The 20,292-nt window shown below is 36.3% G+C and carries 17 protein-coding genes; 7 read left to right on the forward strand and 10 right to left on the reverse strand.

The window, feature by feature from the left end; all coding sequences use genetic code 11:
- Window positions 1-10 precede the first annotated feature (10 nt).
- Genes rfbD through rfbB form a run of 3 tightly spaced genes read right to left on the reverse strand, consistent with a single transcriptional unit; the run spans window position 11 to window position 2,521 of the window.
- Window positions 11-877, reverse strand: coding sequence for a dTDP-4-dehydrorhamnose reductase (gene rfbD, locus PZ892_RS16680; RefSeq protein ID WP_277711619.1), 867 nt, complete (start codon window positions 875-877; stop codon window positions 11-13).
- Between the two features lie 13 nt (window positions 878-890).
- Window positions 891-1,445, reverse strand: coding sequence for a dTDP-4-dehydrorhamnose 3,5-epimerase (rfbC, locus tag PZ892_RS16685; protein WP_277711620.1), 555 nt, complete (start codon window positions 1,443-1,445; stop codon window positions 891-893).
- Window positions 1,446-1,465: 20 nt separating this feature from the next.
- On the reverse strand, window positions 1,466-2,521 hold the full coding sequence (rfbB, locus tag PZ892_RS16690) for a dTDP-glucose 4,6-dehydratase (protein WP_277711621.1): 1,056 nt from the start codon (window positions 2,519-2,521) through the stop codon (window positions 1,466-1,468).
- 906 nt (window positions 2,522-3,427) lie between these two features.
- On the opposite strand from rfbB, the gene PZ892_RS16695 reads away from it, so the two are divergent.
- The 3 genes from PZ892_RS16695 to PZ892_RS16705 all read left to right on the forward strand — a co-directional run bounded on the left by PZ892_RS16695 (window position 3,428) and on the right by PZ892_RS16705 (window position 6,172).
- Window positions 3,428-4,489: an acyl-CoA desaturase gene (locus PZ892_RS16695; protein WP_277711622.1), complete on the forward strand. Its 1,062-nt coding sequence runs from the start codon at window positions 3,428-3,430 to the stop codon at window positions 4,487-4,489.
- Between the two features lie 347 nt (window positions 4,490-4,836).
- Window positions 4,837-5,946: a DEAD/DEAH box helicase gene (locus PZ892_RS16700; RefSeq protein ID WP_277711623.1), complete on the forward strand. Its 1,110-nt coding sequence runs from the start codon at window positions 4,837-4,839 to the stop codon at window positions 5,944-5,946.
- 31 nt (window positions 5,947-5,977) lie between these two features.
- The gene (locus tag PZ892_RS16705; protein ID WP_094257399.1) at window positions 5,978-6,172 is read left to right on the forward strand and encodes a cold-shock protein; all 195 of its coding nucleotides are present in this window, start codon (window positions 5,978-5,980) and stop codon (window positions 6,170-6,172) included.
- A 637-nt stretch (window positions 6,173-6,809) separates the two neighbouring features.
- On the opposite strand, the gene PZ892_RS16710 is transcribed toward PZ892_RS16705, so the two are convergent.
- From PZ892_RS16710 to PZ892_RS16725, 4 genes are all read right to left on the reverse strand, one after another.
- Window positions 6,810-7,595, reverse strand: coding sequence for a CpsB/CapC family capsule biosynthesis tyrosine phosphatase (locus tag PZ892_RS16710; protein ID WP_277711625.1), 786 nt, complete (start codon window positions 7,593-7,595; stop codon window positions 6,810-6,812).
- A 105-nt stretch (window positions 7,596-7,700) separates the two neighbouring features.
- The gene (locus tag PZ892_RS16715; protein WP_277711626.1) at window positions 7,701-8,690 is read right to left on the reverse strand and encodes a sugar phosphate nucleotidyltransferase; all 990 of its coding nucleotides are present in this window, start codon (window positions 8,688-8,690) and stop codon (window positions 7,701-7,703) included.
- Between the two features lie 3 nt (window positions 8,691-8,693).
- Window positions 8,694-9,218, reverse strand: a complete 525-nt coding sequence (locus PZ892_RS16720) for an exonuclease domain-containing protein (protein ID WP_277711628.1) — start codon at window positions 9,216-9,218, stop codon at window positions 8,694-8,696.
- Between the two features lie 24 nt (window positions 9,219-9,242).
- Window positions 9,243-10,523, reverse strand: coding sequence for a replication-associated recombination protein A (locus tag PZ892_RS16725; protein ID WP_277711629.1), 1,281 nt, complete (start codon window positions 10,521-10,523; stop codon window positions 9,243-9,245).
- Window positions 10,524-10,742: 219 nt separating this feature from the next.
- Between PZ892_RS16725 and PZ892_RS16730 the strand changes: the two genes are divergently transcribed.
- Window positions 10,743-11,846: a tetratricopeptide repeat protein gene (locus tag PZ892_RS16730; RefSeq protein ID WP_277711630.1), complete on the forward strand. Its 1,104-nt coding sequence runs from the start codon at window positions 10,743-10,745 to the stop codon at window positions 11,844-11,846.
- 201 nt (window positions 11,847-12,047) lie between these two features.
- A complete protein-coding gene (locus PZ892_RS16735; RefSeq protein ID WP_277711632.1) occupies window positions 12,048-14,165 on the forward strand; it encodes a carboxy terminal-processing peptidase in 2,118 nt (705 codons plus the stop codon).
- 49 nt (window positions 14,166-14,214) lie between these two features.
- On the opposite strand, the gene PZ892_RS16740 is transcribed toward PZ892_RS16735, so the two are convergent.
- Both PZ892_RS16740 and pgi read right to left on the reverse strand, forming a co-directional pair.
- Window positions 14,215-15,816: a M20/M25/M40 family metallo-hydrolase gene (locus tag PZ892_RS16740; protein ID WP_277711633.1), complete on the reverse strand. Its 1,602-nt coding sequence runs from the start codon at window positions 15,814-15,816 to the stop codon at window positions 14,215-14,217.
- Window positions 15,817-16,053: 237 nt separating this feature from the next.
- Window positions 16,054-17,703 carry a glucose-6-phosphate isomerase gene (gene pgi / locus PZ892_RS16745; RefSeq protein ID WP_277711634.1) on the reverse strand — a complete coding sequence of 550 codons (1,650 nt, stop codon included), beginning with the start codon at window positions 17,701-17,703 and terminating at the stop codon, window positions 16,054-16,056.
- A gap of 73 nt (window positions 17,704-17,776) precedes the next feature.
- Between pgi and prfB the strand changes: the two genes are divergently transcribed.
- Window positions 17,777-18,860, forward strand: a protein-coding gene (prfB, locus tag PZ892_RS16750; RefSeq protein ID WP_144043765.1) for a peptide chain release factor 2 whose coding sequence is annotated in 2 segments (ribosomal slippage) — window positions 17,777-17,836 and window positions 17,838-18,860 — 1,083 coding nt in all. Because the reading frame shifts where the segments join, the coding sequence is not laid out codon by codon here.
- Between the two features lie 124 nt (window positions 18,861-18,984).
- On the opposite strand, the gene dcd is transcribed toward prfB, so the two are convergent.
- Window positions 18,985-19,521: a dCTP deaminase gene (gene dcd / locus PZ892_RS16755; protein ID WP_094282401.1), complete on the reverse strand. Its 537-nt coding sequence runs from the start codon at window positions 19,519-19,521 to the stop codon at window positions 18,985-18,987.
- A 217-nt stretch (window positions 19,522-19,738) separates the two neighbouring features.
- Here dcd and PZ892_RS16760 point away from each other — a divergent pair, with 217 nt between their 5' ends.
- The gene (locus PZ892_RS16760) at window positions 19,739-20,272 is read left to right on the forward strand and encodes a sigma-70 family RNA polymerase sigma factor (RefSeq protein WP_179221544.1); all 534 of its coding nucleotides are present in this window, start codon (window positions 19,739-19,741) and stop codon (window positions 20,270-20,272) included.
- Window positions 20,273-20,292: the final 20 nt, after the last annotated feature.

Genomic DNA, 20,292 nt, shown 5'->3' on the forward strand with positions numbered 1-20,292 from the left:
ATTGTTCTATTTAATTTCTAGAAAGTTTCCCTAACATCAATTCAAGACTATCCCGCCAATTGGAAACATGTGCTCCAAATGTGGCTTTTACCTTATTCTTATCTAGCAATGAATATGATGGTCGCTTTGCAGTTGTTGGAAAACTCGAGGTTGGAATCGGATTTATTTTACACTCTAATTTCGATATATCACGTATCGCAACGGCAAAATCAAACCAACTTACTCTTCCCTCATTTGAATAATGATAGATGCCAGGCACCCATTTTCCTTCTGTAATAATTTCTTTAATTAAGCCAGCTAAATCACGTGCGTAAGTTGGTGAACCTATTTGATCTGAGACAACATTAATTTCCTCTCTACTGCTCATTAAATAAAGCATCGTCTTCACAAAATTCTTCCCAAAAGTTGAATAGACCCACGCTGTACGAATGATAATAGCATCCTGACAATACTCTAGGACGGCCAATTCTCCTTTTCGCTTTGTAGCGCCATATACATTGATCGGATCTGTGGGACAATTCTCATCTAATGCCTTATCAACATTCCCCTGAAAAACATAATCAGTTGAAATATAGATTAACTTTACAGAATTGGATCTCGAATATTTAGCAATCTCCAATGTAGCCAAATGATTGACTTTATCTGCTAGTTCTATTTCCGTCTCAGCAAGATCTACCGATGTATATGCCCCAGAATGAATGATGATATCTGGATGTAAACTCTCAAGTTTACTTTGTATTAAAGTGGTCATGGAAAGATCTAAATCCTGACGATCTAAAAAGAGCAATTCAAATCTGGAATCTGATTTCCATATCGCTTTAAGTTCCGATCCTAATTGTCCTGAACTACCTGTTATTAATATCCGAGTGGTTTTCAAAATGGGATCTCCTTTATTTCAGTGCAGTTATGGCTTCCTTAAATGTTGGAAGAGATTGATCTTTCTCAGAGACTGTAAGCTCATTATATGGCAATTTCCAATCTATATTCAGATCTTGATCATTAAATATAACCCCCCATTCAGCTTCTTTTTTATAAAGGTTATCGCACTTATAAAAAAACTCTGCTGTATCTGACAAAACGATAAAACCATGTAAAAATCCCCTTGGAACAAATAATTGCCTTTTGTTTTCAGCGGATAACAAAACCGCAACATGTTGACCAAAGGTCTCAGAACCTGCCCTGGCATCTACTGCAACATCCAAAACCTCTCCTTGAATCACTCTTACCAATTTAGCCTGAGCAAATTCTCCAGCTTGCGCATGTAAACCTCGTAAAACGCCTTTTGATGAAAATGATTGATTGTCCTGAACAAAGGACACATCTAACCCGGTTTTATCCTTAAAAATAGATTCATTGTAACTCTCAAAAAAATAACCGCGATTGTCTCCAAACACCCGGGGTTCCAAAATAAAACAGTCTTTTAGACCTGTAAAAAAGGCTTCCATAAATCTTTAAAACCTACCTCCTAAATATTATTATAATGTTTTTCATAATAATTCCTATAGTTCCCAGAAGCAACTTTTTCTAACCAATCTTGGTTATCTAAAAACCAATCAATAGTTTGCGAAAGGCCTTGCTCAAAAGTAACACTTGGTGTCCATCCTAATTCATTCTTTATTTTATTAGCATCAATGGCATACCTTAGATCATGACCAGGTCTATCTTTTACAAAGGTGATTAATTTTTCTGAAGTTCCTGGATCACGACCAAGCTTTTCATCCATTTGCTTACACAGCTCTCGAACTAGATCTATATTTTTCCATTCATTAAATCCACCAATATTATAGGATTGACCATTTTTTCCCTCATGAAATACTGTATCTATTGCTCTTGCATGATCAATAACATACAACCAATCTCGGGTATATTTACCATCTCCATATATAGGAAGCGATTTATTGTTGATAATATTTAAGATACAAAGTGGAATTAATTTCTCAGGAAAATGGTTTGGACCATAATTATTTGAACAATTTGTAATTACCACAGGTAGACCATAGGTATCATGATATGCACGAACAAAATGATCTGAGGCCGCTTTTGAGGCCGAATAAGGTGAATGCGGATCATAACTCGTCTCTTCTGTAAAAAGCCCAGTATCCCCCAATGCGCCAAAAACCTCGTCGGTAGAGATATGGTGAAACCGCTTCCCCTCAAAATCAGATCCCCATAAATCCTTTGCAGCATTTAATAGATTCACTGTTCCAATTACATTCGTATTCACAAAAGCGAGGGGATCCTTAATGGACCTATCCACATGTGATTCAGCAGCTAAATGAACTACAGCATCCGGACGAAAATCTGAAAAAATAGATCCTATGGATTGCAAATCACAAATATCTGCCTTCACAAAAGTATAATTCGGTAAAGCTTCAATATCTGTGAGATTCTCTAAATTTCCAGCATAGGTCAATGCATCCAAATTCAAAATATGGTATTCAGGATATTTCAACACGAAATGTCTCACAACATGTGACCCTATAAAACCTGCACCTCCTGTGATTACAATTGTTTTATTCATATCACAAAATAAACAATTTAAACCTTACCCAATAAATCAACTGATTATTTTCAGCCAATTTGTAGTAGAAAATCTAAGTATTCTGGTTTTAACTTTATTAATATTTGGATTGATAAAAAAATATTCCAAAATATGCACCTATTAACCCAATTTTTAAACATAGAAATAGTTATTAAATTCGGAAATATTATGAGTCTTCAATTCACTACCCTGGAAAATTTCTTTAATAGAGATTTGACATGAGGATAATCTGAATAATTTATAAAACTGTAAGGTTCTATTTATCTCATGGACTGGATTCCATTTAATCAGTAGCATCTAATAAGAGACTGTGAAAAAACATGGTTTATTAAGAATGGGTGCTAATTTTACAAGTATGAACTCGGGCATTTCCCCAAAACAATAAAAACTCTTCTGGCAGCACTACAGAAGATAACAACTGAAAATATTATTGAAAGAGCAGCCAATTAGAAGATGACCAAAACAATATTCAAAAGAATCTAAGAACCCTTTTAAATAGACCAGAAATTTTAAAAAAATTTCGAAGGTGATTTTAACCACATTTGTCATAAGTTAAGTCGTCACAATTCTTACGCTGTTAAATCAGGCCTTGATCGGAAAGTTGGAGTCAGTTTTATTAATTGAAATAGATATCTTCAAACTATCTTCAGGGGGGCGGGGGGTACAATATTAACTATGAATGATAGTACCTAAAGCTGGAACAAAAAGAAATCATAGATTTTGATATTGAAAATAACATCCCTTAATCGAATTAACAATATTTTAACAAAATATTGTTCTGCAAAAATAAAATAATTTATATATTAGAGTTTAAAATTCTGGTTATAAAAAAAATAATATTTTAACACCTTTCAAACAACACTCCCTCCTTTTAATTTTTAATTAATGAATCATTCTATCAAATTCAACAATGTAAACACATTGTTTTCTAAATCCCTTAAACAAAGAACTTCAGACTACTTTAAAAATACATCGCAGAAAAAAACAGGCAATAGAAAGCTTTTTTTTAAAGCCGTTCTCTTATTAAGTACCTTTTTTATATTATATTCTATTTTAGTATTTGTGCCTATACACTGGACTGTTGGAATATTCCTATGTATATTATTTGGAGTAAATCTTGCAGCAATCGGCTTTAACATCATGCATGATGCAGGACACAACTCATTTTCCGATAACAAACAGCTTAACAATGTACTTTCCTATTCTCTTAATCTGCTAGGAGGCAATATATACTTCTGGAAACTAAAACATAATATCGCACACCACACATATACGAATATCGATGGTGAAGATCATGACATCGAGATCAAGTTTATGCGTATACATCATGACCAAAAAATAAAGAAGCATCATCACTTCCAGCGATTTTACTTCCCTATATTATACGGAATTTCCTATTTAGCGTGGATATTTTACCAGGATTATGAAAAGTACTTTAGAAAGAGAATGGGACAAACATCAGACCTTTTCCATTTTCCTTTAAAAGAAAAATTTATATTCTGGATTTCCAAAATCCTTCATTTTTTATTTTTTATAATCATACCAGTATGGACTGTCGGTTTGATACCGACACTTGTAGGTATAGCAATCTCCGGAATAGTCTGTGGAATGAGTTTGGCTACTGTTTTTCAACTTGCTCACGTGGTGGATGGGACTAAATTCAAAACTTTAAAAGAGTTTCGAATTGAAGAAGAATGGATGATCCACCAGATACAGTCGACTGCCAATTTCGCAACTCAAAGTAAAATTCTGACCTGGTTACTTGGAGGACTAAATTATCAAGTGGAGCACCATATTTTCCCCAAAGTTAGTCATGTCCATTATCCTGCACTAAATCTTATTGTTCGAGAAACTTGTATAGAGTTTAATATACAATATAATGAATATACGTCATTTTGGAACGCATTCAAGTCTCACGTAAGAGTGATTCATGCCATGTCTAAATAATCAGACATAATAATTAACATGTTATAATTCAGATAAAGGTTAAAAATAAAAGACTATTTCTAAAAAATTAATAGTATCTTCGCTGATAAACAAGGCGTTGCAAGGATATTTTTTCTGAGCAGTTTGGTCAAACAATATTTTCAGATCAGTTAATTATGCGCCAATTTAAGTTATCAACGGTATACAGCATACGTGCTGAGCGACATTGAAGTTCCGATTTTAAGTCTCCATTATATTTCTGTTAACAAAAAGACAATTGTCTTGCTAAAGGGCAAGAAATGCCTTGTAAATAATAATCTTGTTGGCTTTCAAAAATGAAAGATCAGGATGAGAGTTAATCAGAAAAAATGAATTTTAAAAACATCGGGCTTATAGCGCCAATTTTAAAAGCTATAGAGGAATTAGGACACACTGCTCCTACAGAAGTACAAAAACAATCCATTCCTTTCATCCTTGAAGGAAAAGATATCATTGCTTGCGCACAAACTGGGACAGGAAAAACAGGAGCATTTACTATTCCGCTTTTACAATTACTAACTTCAGAGCGCTATTCCCAAAAAAAGCCTCGGGCACTAATAATGGTCCCTACTCGGGAATTAGCATTACAGATTGCACAAAATATTGAGGATTATAGTAAATACCTCTCGATAACTCACGCAGTTATATATGGAGGGGTTTCCCAGGTAAAACAATTAGAAAGGTTACGTAAAGGTGTGGATATAATTATCGCAACTCCAGGAAGATTATTAGACCTTTTAAATCAGAATCTACTAGATCTAAGTTTGGTTCGTCGGTTAGTATTGGACGAAGCAGATAATATGCTTGATATGGGATTTGTCAACGATATAAAAAAAATTCTTAAATCGATATCCCACTTAAGGCAAACATTATTGTTTTCTGCAACAATGCCCAATCCGATACTTAAATTTGCAGGAGAAATCTTGAAACAACCTGTTGAACTCTATGTGACACCAGTTTCTTCCACCGCAAAAAAAATAAGACAATCAGTTTTCTTCGTAGAAAAAGGTCAAAAGGCAAAACGATTGACTAGCATATTACTAAATGAAAAAAACACCCAGACACTGGTATTTATACGCACAAAGCATGGTGCCGACCGATTAGTAAAATCGCTAGGAAAAAGCGGTGTTCCAACGGCTTGTATCCACGGAAATAAATCTCAAAATGCCCGAGAAAAGGCTCTCTTATCTTTTAAAAACGGGCAGATTAATGTTCTTATTGCAACAGATATCGCAGCTCGCGGTATAGATATTAAGGAACTTCCCCAGGTCATCAATTACGATTTACCTGCAGATTCTGAAACCTATGTACATAGAATAGGGCGCACAGGCCGTGCTGGGAATGAAGGCAAAGCAATTTCTTTCTGTAGCCAAGAGGAAAAACCAATACTACTGAAAATCCAAAAACTCTTAGGGTTTTCAGTACCCATAGCTCATTAAATCAAATAAATTTTAATAAAACAATAATAAAATGCAAGAAGGTACAGTAAAATTCTTTAATGAAACTAAAGGTTTCGGATTTATCACACCCACAAATGGCGGTGCAGATATATTTGTCCATTCAACTGGACTTATGAGCAACATCCGTGAAAATGATTCAGTAACATTTGATGTTGAAAATGGAAAAAAAGGTCTCAATGCGACCAATGTACGTGTAGTACGATAAAAAATAGCCATTAAAAAAATTCCATATTTAATTAAAGCGGGTTAAATTAATTTAATCCGCATTTTTTATCTCACAATCATTAGTTCTAAAATAGTAAAGCGTGATAAGCGTAATTTAGATAAAAGAAATCCATTACGTTTAAATTTGTTGTAAAGAATTAATCTCCAGAAAGAACAACCCCATATTCATCAATTAAGAAAGTTAAAAGATTTCTCTATTTTAACAAGTAATGAAAACAAAAAACAATTAATTCATTTATTTAATAGTAGACTTTAATGCCTATTCAATTACAAAGGTGCAATTGACACACAAGTAGCTAATAGCTACCATTTTACATAAATATTCGACAGGTTAATTTGAAATTTTATTGGGAAAGGCCAGTCAAATCAAAAGATTTTCAGGTCAATAAAGCAAGATCAAGATCAACGAATGGTTAACCAAGCATCCTTTGCGTTAAAATAAAAGAGTACCAGTTATCTCCACAACAAATCCTTGAGTTAAGGGAACTCTGAAGGCATAAATTTCAACTAATCGCTATGAAGAACTAGGAAACCGGTTACGATCTTACTAAAATCTGGCAACATCAATCTGAAGAATGTTGCCCGGGAGGCATTTGTGATAATCCACACAAAAATAATTATGCTATTTTTTTATCCTTTTGTGCATCAAATATTTTTGAGTTCTTAATGGGATTGTCTTTCAAAAGTTCTTTAACATCATATTTTGAAACAACAGATTTTAAAGCCTCCAAGTGACGTGTGTGATGCATATCTGTCCCAACAAAATCATACATTCCAGCACGTATTAGAGTCAAGGCGCAAGTCTTTACATTTTCACCATAATATTTGCTTATTGATAGTAGATTCAACTGCAAATAACAACCAGCTTGTTTAATCTCTTCGAAAATTTTAAAATTATTGTGATAGTAGTTATAACGTTCTGGGTGGGCTAAAATGGGTTGATAACCCCTATCTTGGATATCCTTGATTGTTTTAAACAATGCTCTGGATTCCGAAAGATACGACATTTCAATCAGCATATATTTATCAGCAATCAGACATAGTTTATCAGCTTGGATCCACTGCTCTATCTGATCATCAATCATATACTCTGCACTATAGTTCAATTTAAAATCAACAGCATTGGATTTTAAATAATCACTTAATTTATTATATGCCTCTTTAATTGTTTCGGGGGTATTATTGTGAACGCCTGCCATTACATGCGGGGTGGAAACACTCTTATGAATACCTAATGACTTTAATCCATTGATCAACGTTAGTGATTCTTCAAGGTCGGGACTACCGTCATCAATTCCCGGAAGAATATGATTATGAATATCCCAACCCACCCAATCCAATCGATTAAGATAAGCCGCTTGCTCTTCTTTTTTCCCTCCAAATAAGTTACTCCAAAATCCCATATTTCTTAATTTTATTAAGTAGGTTGTTAGCTATTTCAATAGACAACCTAATTCGCAATAAGGTTTAATGTATACGTGTGAATAACCTTATTTGCTACAGAAAATTTATATTAAAGCCGAATTATCCTTCTCCAACTGCTCATAAACCTGTTTGACATCCTGTGCTCTACTACGATCCAACACGAGTACCGCATCCTCAGTACTAACTAGCATACAGTTAGTTAATCCTACAAACACAGTAGGTTTATTGGTTCCTACAACAATATTGCCATTCTCATCAACTGGATGTCCCTTACTCTTAAAATATTCAAATAATGAATCAAACGCCCCCATATCGGACCATTGAAATCGTGCCGGAACAACCTTTATGAGATCACTACGTTCCATGACCGCGTAATCAATACTTTTTGAAGGAATTAATTTTGAATGCTCTTCATCCAGTACCAAATCTTCTGCATATTCAAAGGCGACCTCCGCAGCATTGTATAATTTAGGCTCAAATCGCATCAACTCCTCAAGATATACCCCAGCTTTGAAACAGAAGATACCAGAATTCCATAAAAAATTACCCTTTTTTAGAAAATCCTTGGCTGTATCTTCATTGGGCTTTTCCCGGAAGGAAAGAACTGTATTTCCATCATGCTCTATATATCCATAACCGGTTTCGGGCCTTGTAGGAATTATTCCAAATGTGGCAATAAACCCCTCCTGGGCATACATCACACCTTGATTTATAGCTTCTCTATAATTACTAAGACCTTCAATAAGGTGGTCAGAGGGAGTTACAATCAATATATCATCCGGATCAGCATGAAAGGCAGCAAAAGCAATTGCCGCCGCTGTATTTCTTGGTGCCGCCTCGGCAATTATATCATGATTCAGGCCTTTTAAATATGGCTCTGCAATCGTTTTATTCTGTGAAGATCCAACCAAAATAACTTTTGATGAAATCTCCTGATTCCTTGCAATAGTCCATTCAAATAAGGTTTTTCCCTCAAAGATAGGAAGATACTGCTTCGGCTTGGACTTCCGCGATAATGGCCATAACCTTGAACCAACACCGCCTGATAATATCACATTTATTATTTTCCCCATGACCTATCCTAATTTCTTCATTTCAATTGCATTGTCTACTTTTAAATACAATTCTGCTGTCGCACGGGCATCGGATAAAGCATCATGATGCTTTAACTCTACACTCATTAGCTCACAACAAATGCTCAACTTCGTGCGCTCAAAACCTAAAGATCGATAGATCTTACTTGTACATTCCCACATCGGTGCTAATCCCAATTCTTCAAAGGGCAAATTATAAAATTGCATCGTTTCTTTTAATACTGAACGATCCAATAACTCATCATGTGCAACCATATGTTTGGAACGGATTAACTCTTTTATCTTCGGAAAAATATCGATAAAGGTAGGTGAATCTACCGTATGTTTCGCCTTGATCCCATGAACCCTGGAAGTTTGCCACATATATTTATTCTGCGGTGGCTGAACCAAACTGTAAAATTCATCAACAATTTGCCCATTAACAACGTCTACTATTCCAACTGCACAAACACTGCTGTATTTGGCGGTTGCAAGTTCAAAGTCTATAGTTGTAAATGTTTTCGACATTTTCTATTATCGTATTATCTAAACTTAATATCCGTATTTACCTCGCCACTTTTCTCGAAGCGTAGCTCTCATCTTCTCTTCCGCCGAATTTTTCCCCGGTTCATAAATTTTTTCTGACTGCAACTCCGAAGGCATATATTCCTGCTCAACAAAATTTCCACTGTAGGCATGAGCATACATATATTCCGTTCCGTAGTTCAACTCCTTCATTAATTTTGTCGGAGCATTCCTCAAATGTAGAGGAACAGATAAGTCCCCAGTCCGGTGAACAATTGCCTGAGCCTTATTAATAGCCTCATAAGAAGCATTACTCTTTGCAGAACAAGCCAAATAGACAACTGTTTGCGACAAAATGATCCTCGACTCCGGCCAGCCTATCACATTCACTGCTTGAAAACAGTTGTTAGCCAACAATAATGCATTTGGATTTGCATTTCCGACATCCTCTGAAGCCAAAATCAATAATCTCCTTGCTATAAATTTTGGATCCTCACCCCCTTCAATCATTCTTGCCAACCAATATACTGCCGCATTAGGGTCACTCCCCCGAATGGACTTGATAAAGGCTGAAATAATATCATAGTGCTGCTCTCCTGACTTGTCATATCGAACCCTACTCTGTTGAACATGCTTCGCAACAAATTCATTCGTAATCTCCTGACCACTATGGACCGCAGCCTGACTAACTAATTCCAATATATTTAATAGCTTCCGAGCATCCCCACCAGAAAGTTGTAATAAAGCCTCATATTCCTTGATGACAATATTCTCAGACTTCAAAAACTCATCTTCTTGTAAGGCTTGATCAACTATTGAAACCAACTCGTCCTTACTTAGCCCCTCTAGAACATAAACTTGACATCGAGATAATAAAGCTGATATCACCTCAAAAGATGGATTCTCCGTAGTTGCACCTATTAATGTAACAGTTCCCCTTTCAACGGCACCCAACAACGAATCTTGTTGTGACTTTGAAAATCGATGGATCTCATCAATAAATAAGATCGGCTGTTCCTGATTAAATTGACGCATTTGCTCCGCTTTATCGATCACTTCACGAACATCCTTAACCCCAGATTGAATAGCACTTAAACTATAAAATGGACGATCTAAAGATTTTGCAATTAATAAAGCTAATGTGGTTTTGCCAACTCCCGGAGGACCCCAAAAGATCATCGAGGGTATGGACTTCTGAACTATGGCATTCCATAAAACTGCACCTTCCCCAATAATATGCTTTTGACCAACATATTCTGTTAGACTCTTGGGTCGCATGCGCTCTGCCAATGGTACTCGTGTTGCCATAATTCACAAAGCTATCGATTTTTCATAGCAAAGCCAATGTAAATATTGTTTAGTAATACTAATGTGGCATTTCCGCTATATATTAACCCTTCTTTCAATAAATAAAAATTACAACAAAATTTATTTTAACATTATTTAATATTTTATTCTGCTTTATACGGCCTTTCATTTATCTTATATTTCAAATTATTTAATACTTTTGAAAAAATGAACTTGCGAATGATTGATAAAGTGCGTGTTATATTCGCTTTAAGCCTAATTTTTCCATTATCAAGCTTAAAAGCGCAGAACAATGATAAATTACTAGACCCAGCTGGGTTTGTTACAAAATACGACAGTTCCTTCGCTGGAATTGGACCGAAGGTATACGTTTTACCTGCTCCCAGAACAAAGGAGGAGGAATTGGTGGACTCCTATAAAGAGAAAAGTGGATTCTTTGACTCCATTGCCAGACAATTGGACTATCAAATCTTGATCGAAGATTATAAACCTTCTTCCAATGCGGCTTACCTAAAACAAAATTTTAATCCCCTACCAACAAACGAACAGGATTGGAATACCCTGATTTCTAAACTAGAAGCCAATAAGAATTTCCCGCTTGCAGCTGGTCTTTCTAATGAATATGCTTTCCAACTGTTGAAACAAGGGGATATAAATAAATCCATAGCCCTGCTTATCCGCGGATTAAATGCCGCTAGAAATTCTGGATCTGAGGAAAAATTTATCATGGAATACAATCTGGCAAATGCATACCTATATAATGGTAACTTCTCAGATGCCTTTGCCATGCAAGAAACTTTCCTACAATCGGCAATCAATAATAAGGAAACCGTCGACCAGGCAAATACTTTGGTAAGAATTGCCTTGGTGCAAGCCCATGAAAAAAACTTTAAAGCCGCTGAAAACACTATTATCAGACGCGCATTCCCTTTATTTAATAAAACAAAGAATCATTATGGCAAGGTTAATGCCTTAATTTCCCTTGCAAAAATATATCAATTGCAAAACAAACATACAGAGGCCCAATGGTTCCTGATTCAGGCAAAAGATCTGGCTACTGCCAATAGAGTCCAAAATCAACTCCCTGAAATTGAATACATGTTGGCTTTCTCTAAATATGTTCAGCAAAACTATAAAATTGCTCAACTGGAATTTGAAAATGCCAGAACATTGGCGGATTCTGAAAACAATAAAGTTTTGCAATTAGCCATTCATGATAAACTTGGTGATATTTATCTGATGATGGGAAATTTTAAAGATGCTGAACAGGAATTATCTGACTATTGGAGGCTTAGAAACGAACTGTTTTCATCCATAAATTAATACCAGGGTTTCTATAAATGAAAAATTTGAAACTGCTAATAAACAACTAAATCATAATTGAAATGAATATTTTACGTTCACAATCATATAGTGATTTAGTTTTTAACTAAATTTAGCGCTAATTATAAAGCGCGCTCACTTAATAACAAAATCTAATTCGCCGTAGAATAATTAATGAACAAATTCAAGAACTATACATATATGTTTAAACATCTCATTTTCTGTCTTGCAGTAGTTTCTGTTGTAGCATGTGGTGCCAAACCACGCATCAACCTAGACCTAGAAGGTCTTGAATTAAAACCTAATACGCAACATGAAATCATAGCTAAGGAAGTAGCCAATCTTTTGGAAAACTTCAGCTATAAGAAAGTCCCTATGAGTGATTCCCTATCTAATATTGTCTTTAATAATTTATTGGAAGGAGTTGACCAAGGAAAAAATTACATGTTGAAATCGGATGTCGACGATTTCCAACAATTCAAAAACACGATTAGTCAAGACTTTAAACAAGGTGATCTTTCTAGCGCATTCTATATCTTCAATAAATACACGAATAGATACTTGCAGTGCATGAATTTTGCATTGGAACAAATCGACGCGAAACATGATTTCACAAAAGATGAATCTTATACCAGCTTCCGTGAAAAGGAAAATTGGTTCACTTCCGAAGCTGAACTTAAAGATCAATGGAGAAAACGTGTGAAATATGATCTGCTAAACCTTCGATTAACTGCTTCTGATTCTTCAAAAGTTGATGAAGAGAAAAATAAGGAAACCCTGAGAAATAGATACAACAACCTAATTTCTCAAGCAAAGAAAACCAATGCGAATGATGCTTTCCAAATGATTATGACAGCATTAACTGATGCTGTTGATCCGCATACAACCTATTACAATCCTTCATTTGCGCAAGCTTTTAATGAAAGTATGTCAAATACCTTAGAAGGTATTGGGGCTCAGCTTCAAATGGAAAATGAAATGGTAACCATCAAGCAGATCATCGCGGGTGGGCCTGCGTTCAAAGATAAATCTTTGCACATCAATGACCGTATCGTAGCGGTGGCTCAAGGTGATGATGGTGAATTTGAAGACATTATCGGTTGGAGATTAGATGCTGCAGTAGCAAAAATTAAAGGCAAAAAAGGAACTGTGGTAAAACTTAAAATCCTTCCTGCTGGTGCTGAACTTTCAGCAGCTCCTAAAATCGTAAAATTAACCCGCGAAAAAATTATATTGGCGGAAGAATCAGCGAAACGTGAAACCAAGGTCATCAAAGGTGAAGATGGAAAAAACTATAAAATAGGGGTTATCAACCTTCCTAAATTCTATATTGACTTCGAAGCTGTACGACGTGGTGATAAAGATTACAAAAGTACAACCAGAGATGTTAGGCTTTTATTGGATAGTTTAAAACAAGATGGCGTTGATGCTGTACTTATGGACCTGAGAAATAATGGTGGTGGCTCTCTTCAAGAGGCTATCGAATTGACAGGTTTATTTATCGACCAAGGTCCGGTAGTTCAGGTTAGAGATTCTAGAAACCGTGTTCAGGTTGATAGTGATGAGGAAACTGGATTAGCATGGGATGGCCCATTTGGCGTCATGATCAACCGTTTCTCCGCTTCGGCATCTGAAATATTTGCTGGTGCAATCCAAGATTACGGCCGTGGAATTATTCTGGGATCTACTAGTTATGGTAAAGGAACTGTTCAGAATGCTGTAGATATGTCTCGCTTTATAAGTGCAACTAACAAATTGTTAATCAAAGCATCAGGTGAAGCAGATCCTGACACTCCTAATGGTGCTCCTGAATTCGGACAAATCAATATTACTATGGGAAAATTCTATCGTGTTACTGGTAGCAGTACACAACATAAGGGTGTAACTCCTGATGTAGTATTCCCAACCCAATATTCAGCGGAGAAATTTGGCGAAAGTTCAGAACCTTCTGCGCTGCCTTGGGACCAGATTAAACCAACGAAATTTGCTATAGTTTCTTCTTTGAAAGATATCAATGCTCAATTGGAAGAAATTCACAAAAAAAGAATGCAAAAATCACCAGCTTATCAATTCCTTTTAGAAGACATCGCTGATTTCAATAAAAATGAAACCATGCCTGCTATCTCTCTAAATGAAACCAAATTGAAAGCTGAACGCGAAAAAATCAGACAAAAACAACGCGATCGCATCAATAAACAACTAGCTTTCCTAGGTGAACCCCTATGGAAAGAAGGACAACCGCAACCAAAATTGGATTACGATTTTGTCCTCGATGAAAGTGCTAACGTCCTAACGGATTATATCCGGTTGAAAAAATAACAAAAAAGGGGAATAATTAATTATTCCCCTTTTTTTGTTCCTACCCCTCTTAATATCCTACACCGGTTCTTCTCGGCTGACGAATTGCTGGCCAGGTTCCTGGCTTACCACTTGCATCCGTTGGTAAAACACGCTTCTCACGATTCACCAATCCTGGCTCCTCGGATGCCTTATACGTTAATATCGCTGTTAATATTACATTCGACATCAAATCATCAAATACTATTTTATCATAGGTATCTAAGTTGGTATGCCATGTATTGCTGAAATAACCCCAAGACAAGGAACTGAACATAAACCCTGGTACGCCAGCAGCCACAAATGAAGCATGGTCTGATCCGCCGCCACCAGGTGAACCTGGAAATTGTGTCTTGATATCCTTGGTTATCTCACTTGGAACAGCTTCTAACCAACGTCCCATAAAATCATAGGCATGAACAAATCCGGAACCATTGATATTTGCAACACGACCGGTTCCATTGTCCAAATTGAATACCGCCTGTGTCTTTTCAATAACTTCTGGATTATCCAGGACAAAGGAACGTGAACCATTTAAGCCTTGCTCCTCACTTCCCCATAAGCCCACCAATATCGTCCGCTTCGGATTAGGCAGAACTTTCTTTAGAACTCGCGCAACCTCCATCATGGCAATCGTACCGGTACCATTATCTGTTGCTCCAGAACCACCTTCCCAGGAATCCAAATGCGCAGATAATATCACATACTCATCTGGGAATTGAGAACCTTTAATTTCTGCAATCGTATTGAACGATGGAACATTGCCCAAATGTTTGGAAGAAGTCTCAACTTTAATTTTTGGCGCATAACCCTTCTCGGCTAGTCTGTACAGAATCCCGTAATCTTCTAGGGAAATATCTAATGATGGCGCTTTATGGGTTCTTGCACCAAAAATTTTGTTGGCACCAAATTCTCCTGACCAATAACTACTCAAAACACCTACTGCACCTGCATCTTCTAGAACAGAAGGAATAGAGTTCGGAGCTAATCCAGTTGCTTTGATTCTTTCATTCCATACCGCTCCTAAGGAATCTCGCTGTTTTTGCATCTTCGCAAAGGATTCCGGAGTTCCATATTCTTTCCAATTGGCATCTGGGCGTCCTGTTAATTGTGGCATAGAAACCATCACATATTTCCCTTTTACTTTTGGCAACCATGCACGGAACGATACTGAATCCTTAATATCTGGTAATGCAATAACTTCTGCCTCAATTGCTTTTCCTTTGGTAGTCGGACTCCATGCTAATTGTGTTCCGGCAAGTGTCTTCTGCCGTGGATAGGTCATATCAATATGAGAAATCCCGCGTTCCCAGCCATGCCATTCTCCAAATTGTTGATTCTTTGCGGAAATTCCCCAACGTTGAAAGGTCTTTAATGCCCATTCATTCGCATGGGTCATCTGAGGCGTACCTACTAAACGTGGTCCAACAACATCTAACAATTCAAAAGCCAATAACTCTAGCTCTGAATTATTCTTTGCCTCATTGACAATCTGCTCAACAACAGGATCTACAGGCTTTGAAGCCGCACCTCCCATACGCTGCGCATAAACCGTTGAATAAGAAATCCCTGTTGCCAATACCAAAAAAGCAATCTTCTTGAATTGACAAATTCTGTTTCCATTGAGTTTCATAGTAATATATTTTATTATTTAGGTAAACTCGAATGTCGGCAAAATTTGTCAATTATCCCGCTTTTTTAGCCTAATAACTCAAATTCAAACGTTGTCCATATCAGCTATTGCCGACTCTCGAAACCCCCGATTTTATGATTATCTTATACTCAAAAAAAATAGCCTAGGCGTAAACCTAGGCTATTAAAATTTTCATTTAGTCAAGAACATTATTCCCTAAATGAAGTATATCGAACTTTAACTTCTCCAGCTTTTATACTGATTGATTAATCCATTTGTTGATGAATCGTGAGACTCAACCAAATTATTACCTTCTAATTCCGGTAGAATCTTATTAGCCAACTGCTTGCCAAGCTCAACACCCCATTGATCAAAACTGAAAATATTCCAAATGATACCTTGAACAAAAATCTTGTGCTCATATAAGGCTATTAAAGTACCTAAGGTCTTTGGAGTAATTTCTTTGATCAAAAATGAATTCGTGGGTCTATTCCCTTCAAATACTTTAAATGGCGTCAATTCCTTGATCTCAGATTCCGACTTTCCTGCTTTCTTCAATTCTGCAACAACTTCAGATTCCGATTTACCATTCATCAATGCTTCAGTTTGTGCAAAAAAGTTTGAAAGTAACATCTGATGATGTTTTCCAAGTGGATTATGTGAAATCGCTGGAGCAATAAAATCACATGGGATCAATTTAGTCCCCTGGTGAATCAACTGGTAAAATGCATGCTGACCATTGGTTCCAGGTTCACCCCAAATAATCGGTCCTGTTTCATAATCAACCCTATTTCCATTTCTGTCAATATACTTTCCATTACTCTCCATATCCCCTTGTTGGAAATATGCCGCAAATCGATGTAAATATTGATCATACGGTAATATCGCGCTACTCTCTGCCTCGAAGAAATTGTTATACCAAATTCCTAATAAGGCCATGATAACAGGAATATTCTCCTCAAATCCTGCATTTCTAAAATGCTCATCTGCTTCATAGGCGCCAGTCAATAGCTCCTCGAAATGATCATAACCTACTGATAAACATATTGACAATCCAATTGCAGACCATAATGAATATCGACCACCTACCCAATCCCAGAACTCAAACATATTCTTTGTGTCAATCCCAAATGCGGATACCCCGGATTCATTGGTACTCAAGGCAGCAAAATGCTTCGCTACATCGCTTTGATTAGCTCCCGATTTTAAAAACCACTCTTTCGCACTATTGGCATTTGCCATGGTCTCTTGTGTAGTAAAGGTCTTCGAAGCAATTAAGAACAAGGTAGTCTGTGGATCTAAGGTCTTCAAGGTCTCCGCAATTTGAGTCGCATCAACATTGGAGACAAAATGCATATTCAACCGAGTCTTATAGGCCTTTAACCCTTCAGTTACCATAACTGGACCTAGGTCAGAACCTCCGATACCTATATTCACAACATCAGTAATCTCCTTGCCCGTAAATCCTTTCCACTCCCCAGAAATAACACGATTCGAGAAATCTTTCATTCTGTCTAATACAGCCTGAATCTCTGGCATAACATCCTTACCTTCGGTAAGTACAGGTTTTCCAGATCTATTTCTTAATGCAGTATGTAGAACCGCACGATCCTCTGTCTCATTAATCTTTTCTCCATTGAACATCGCATCAATGGCATCTTTTAATTGACATTCGCGAGCCAATTGAATCAATAATGCAATAGTCTCTTCGTTAATCCTATTTTTTGAATAATCTAATAGGATATCGCCCAAATAAATGGAAAATTTATCGAAACGTTCCGCATCCTTTGCAAATAAATCCTTGATGCTGGATTGGTTTATCGTTATAAAATGATCGGCTAAATATTTGAAGGCTTGGGTTGTTGTAAAATCAATTTTCGGTAACATATATTTTTTACTTTTGTTCAAATATAAGGATTACAGCTAAATCAATCCTTAATTTTATATTATCTTTGTTCTTATGACCAAAGAACAAATTCAAGACTTGAGGGACAGAATTACTTCCCTGAGGAGGCATCTTTGACATTGATGTCAAAAAAGCTGAAATCGAACGTGAAACCCAAATAACACTGCAACCTGATTTTTGGGATGACCCCAAAGCCGCAGAAAAAATCCTGCACTCCATAAAAAACCATAAAATCTGGACCGACCAATTCGACGAAGTCTATTCATCAGTCGAAGATACCGGTGTATTATATGAATTTTTCCAATCAGGGGATGCTTCTGAAAAAGAACTTGAAGAGCAATACCAAATCGCCTTGAATGTTGTTGAAGAACTGGAATTCAAAAATATGCTGAGTGCCGAAGAGGATCAGCTGGACGCTATCCTTCAAATCACTGCGGGTGCAGGTGGTACCGAATCTTGCGATTGGGCAGCAATGCTAATGCGAATGTATATCATGTGGGGAGAAAAACATGGTTGCAAAGTAACTGAACAGGATTATCAAGAAGGCGATGTCGCTGGTATAAAAACTGTAACCCTCCAATTCTCAGGAAATTTCTCCTATGGTTATCTCAAGGGTGAAAATGGAGTTCATCGCTTAGTACGCATATCACCATTTGACTCAAACGCTAAAAGGCATACTTCCTTCGCCTCTGTATATGTTTACCCATTGGTGGATGACAATATTGAAATTGAAGTTAAGGACTCAGAAATTGAATGGGATACCTTCCGCGCTGGTGGTGCTGGTGGACAAAATGTTAATAAGGTCGAAACCGCAGTTCGTTTACACCACAAACCAACCGGCATTATTATAAAGAACCAGGAATCTAGGTCCCAGCTTCAGAATAAAGAAAATGCTTTACGACTATTGAAATCTCAATTGTATGAGATTGAAATGAGAAAACGTCAGGAAGCAACAGCTGCGATTGAAGGCTCCAAGAAAAAAATCGAATGGGGATCTCAAATCCGAAATTATGTCCTACATCCTTATAAACTGATCAAGGACCTCCGTACGAATACGGAAACTTCAAATACCCAAGCCGTATTGGATGGTGATCTCGATGAATTCCTGAAATCTTACCTGATGGAATTCGGTGGATAAAATAATCCTATGAAGTATTAAGAGTAACATTATACAAGAAAGGTCAGCTAATAATTAGCTGACCTTTTCTATTTTTTTTCATTTCTATTTGAAACTTGAAATTTCAAATATCCAAGTCTTCTATCTAGAATGCATTTTTCCACATCATACTCTCCACAGGTCTGATGGTTTTATTATTATATTTTGCATTGCCTTTACTATTGTACATGGTTTCAATATCACCTTCCACCACAAAGTAAATCAACTGTCCAATAGGCATTCCTGCATATACACGCACAGGCTGTGCTACAGAAATTTCCAAAGTCCAGGTATTACAAAAGCCAACATCACCTTTTCCGGCAGTTGCATGGATATCGATACCCAAACGACCCGTACTCGATTTCCCTTCCAAAAACGGAACATGACCATGACTCTCCGTATATTCAAGAGTTACACCTAAATACAAAGTCCCAGGTTCAAGAACATAGCCTTCGGAAGGAATCTCAAAATGCTCAATTTCATTATGTTTCTTCGCATCTAAAACCTCATCCTTATAACGTGCTAAGTACTTTCCTAAATGTACATCGTAGGAATTCGTCCCTAAACACTTACGGTCGAATGGCTCAATAACGATCATTCCTTTATCGATTTCCTCTAAAATTCTCTTGTCTGATAATATCATAGTATGGACCTAATATGCTGCTGATTAGCAGGATTCAAAAATACATATTTTTTGCGCTACTACAAGCTATTTAAGTTTATTCAGAGGATTCATGGGTAAACTTAGAATATTCATTCAAGATTTTTTATATTGCATTTACAATTGTAAACTAACCAACACCTAATTCTCAAAAATGCTCTGTTATAGTTCATATAGCTTAGAAGAACTTTTTATTCTCATGAAAAATTCAGATGAAACTGCTTTCAATGAATTATATGATCGTACTTGGCAAAAACTATATCTTACGGCTAGAGCAAAAACGAATAATGAAGGTCTAGCTAAGGAATTAATCCAGGATATCTTTATTGATTTTTGGGACAAAAAACATATTAGAGAAATTAAGGATGTTAAAGCCTACCTCAATCAAACTCTTCGATTTAAAATTATTGATATCTATAGATCAAAAAAACTTGATTTTGAAACTCTGGATGATATTGAAAATATTCTAATCGAATCAACAAGCTCTGATAAATATTTAATTGAACGCGAGCTTAACACAATACTTAATTATTGGATGAAGAGTCTTCCTTTAAAAAGAAGGAAGATTTTTGAACTCTATTATTTCGAAAATAAATCCACAAAGGAAATCAGTGAAACCCTGCAACTCTCAATCAAGACCGTTCAAAATCAGCTAATTAGCAGCAAATCATCTTTAAAAGGAGTCCTTCAAAAAATTCTTTTTATTCTTTTTGTTTTTTTCTTTAGGACATAAGAGTGTTTTCTACGACTATA

It is taken from the genome of Sphingobacterium sp. WM, assembly GCF_029542465.1.
GTDB classification, from domain to species: Bacteria; Bacteroidota; Bacteroidia; order Sphingobacteriales; family Sphingobacteriaceae; genus Sphingobacterium; species Sphingobacterium cellulitidis.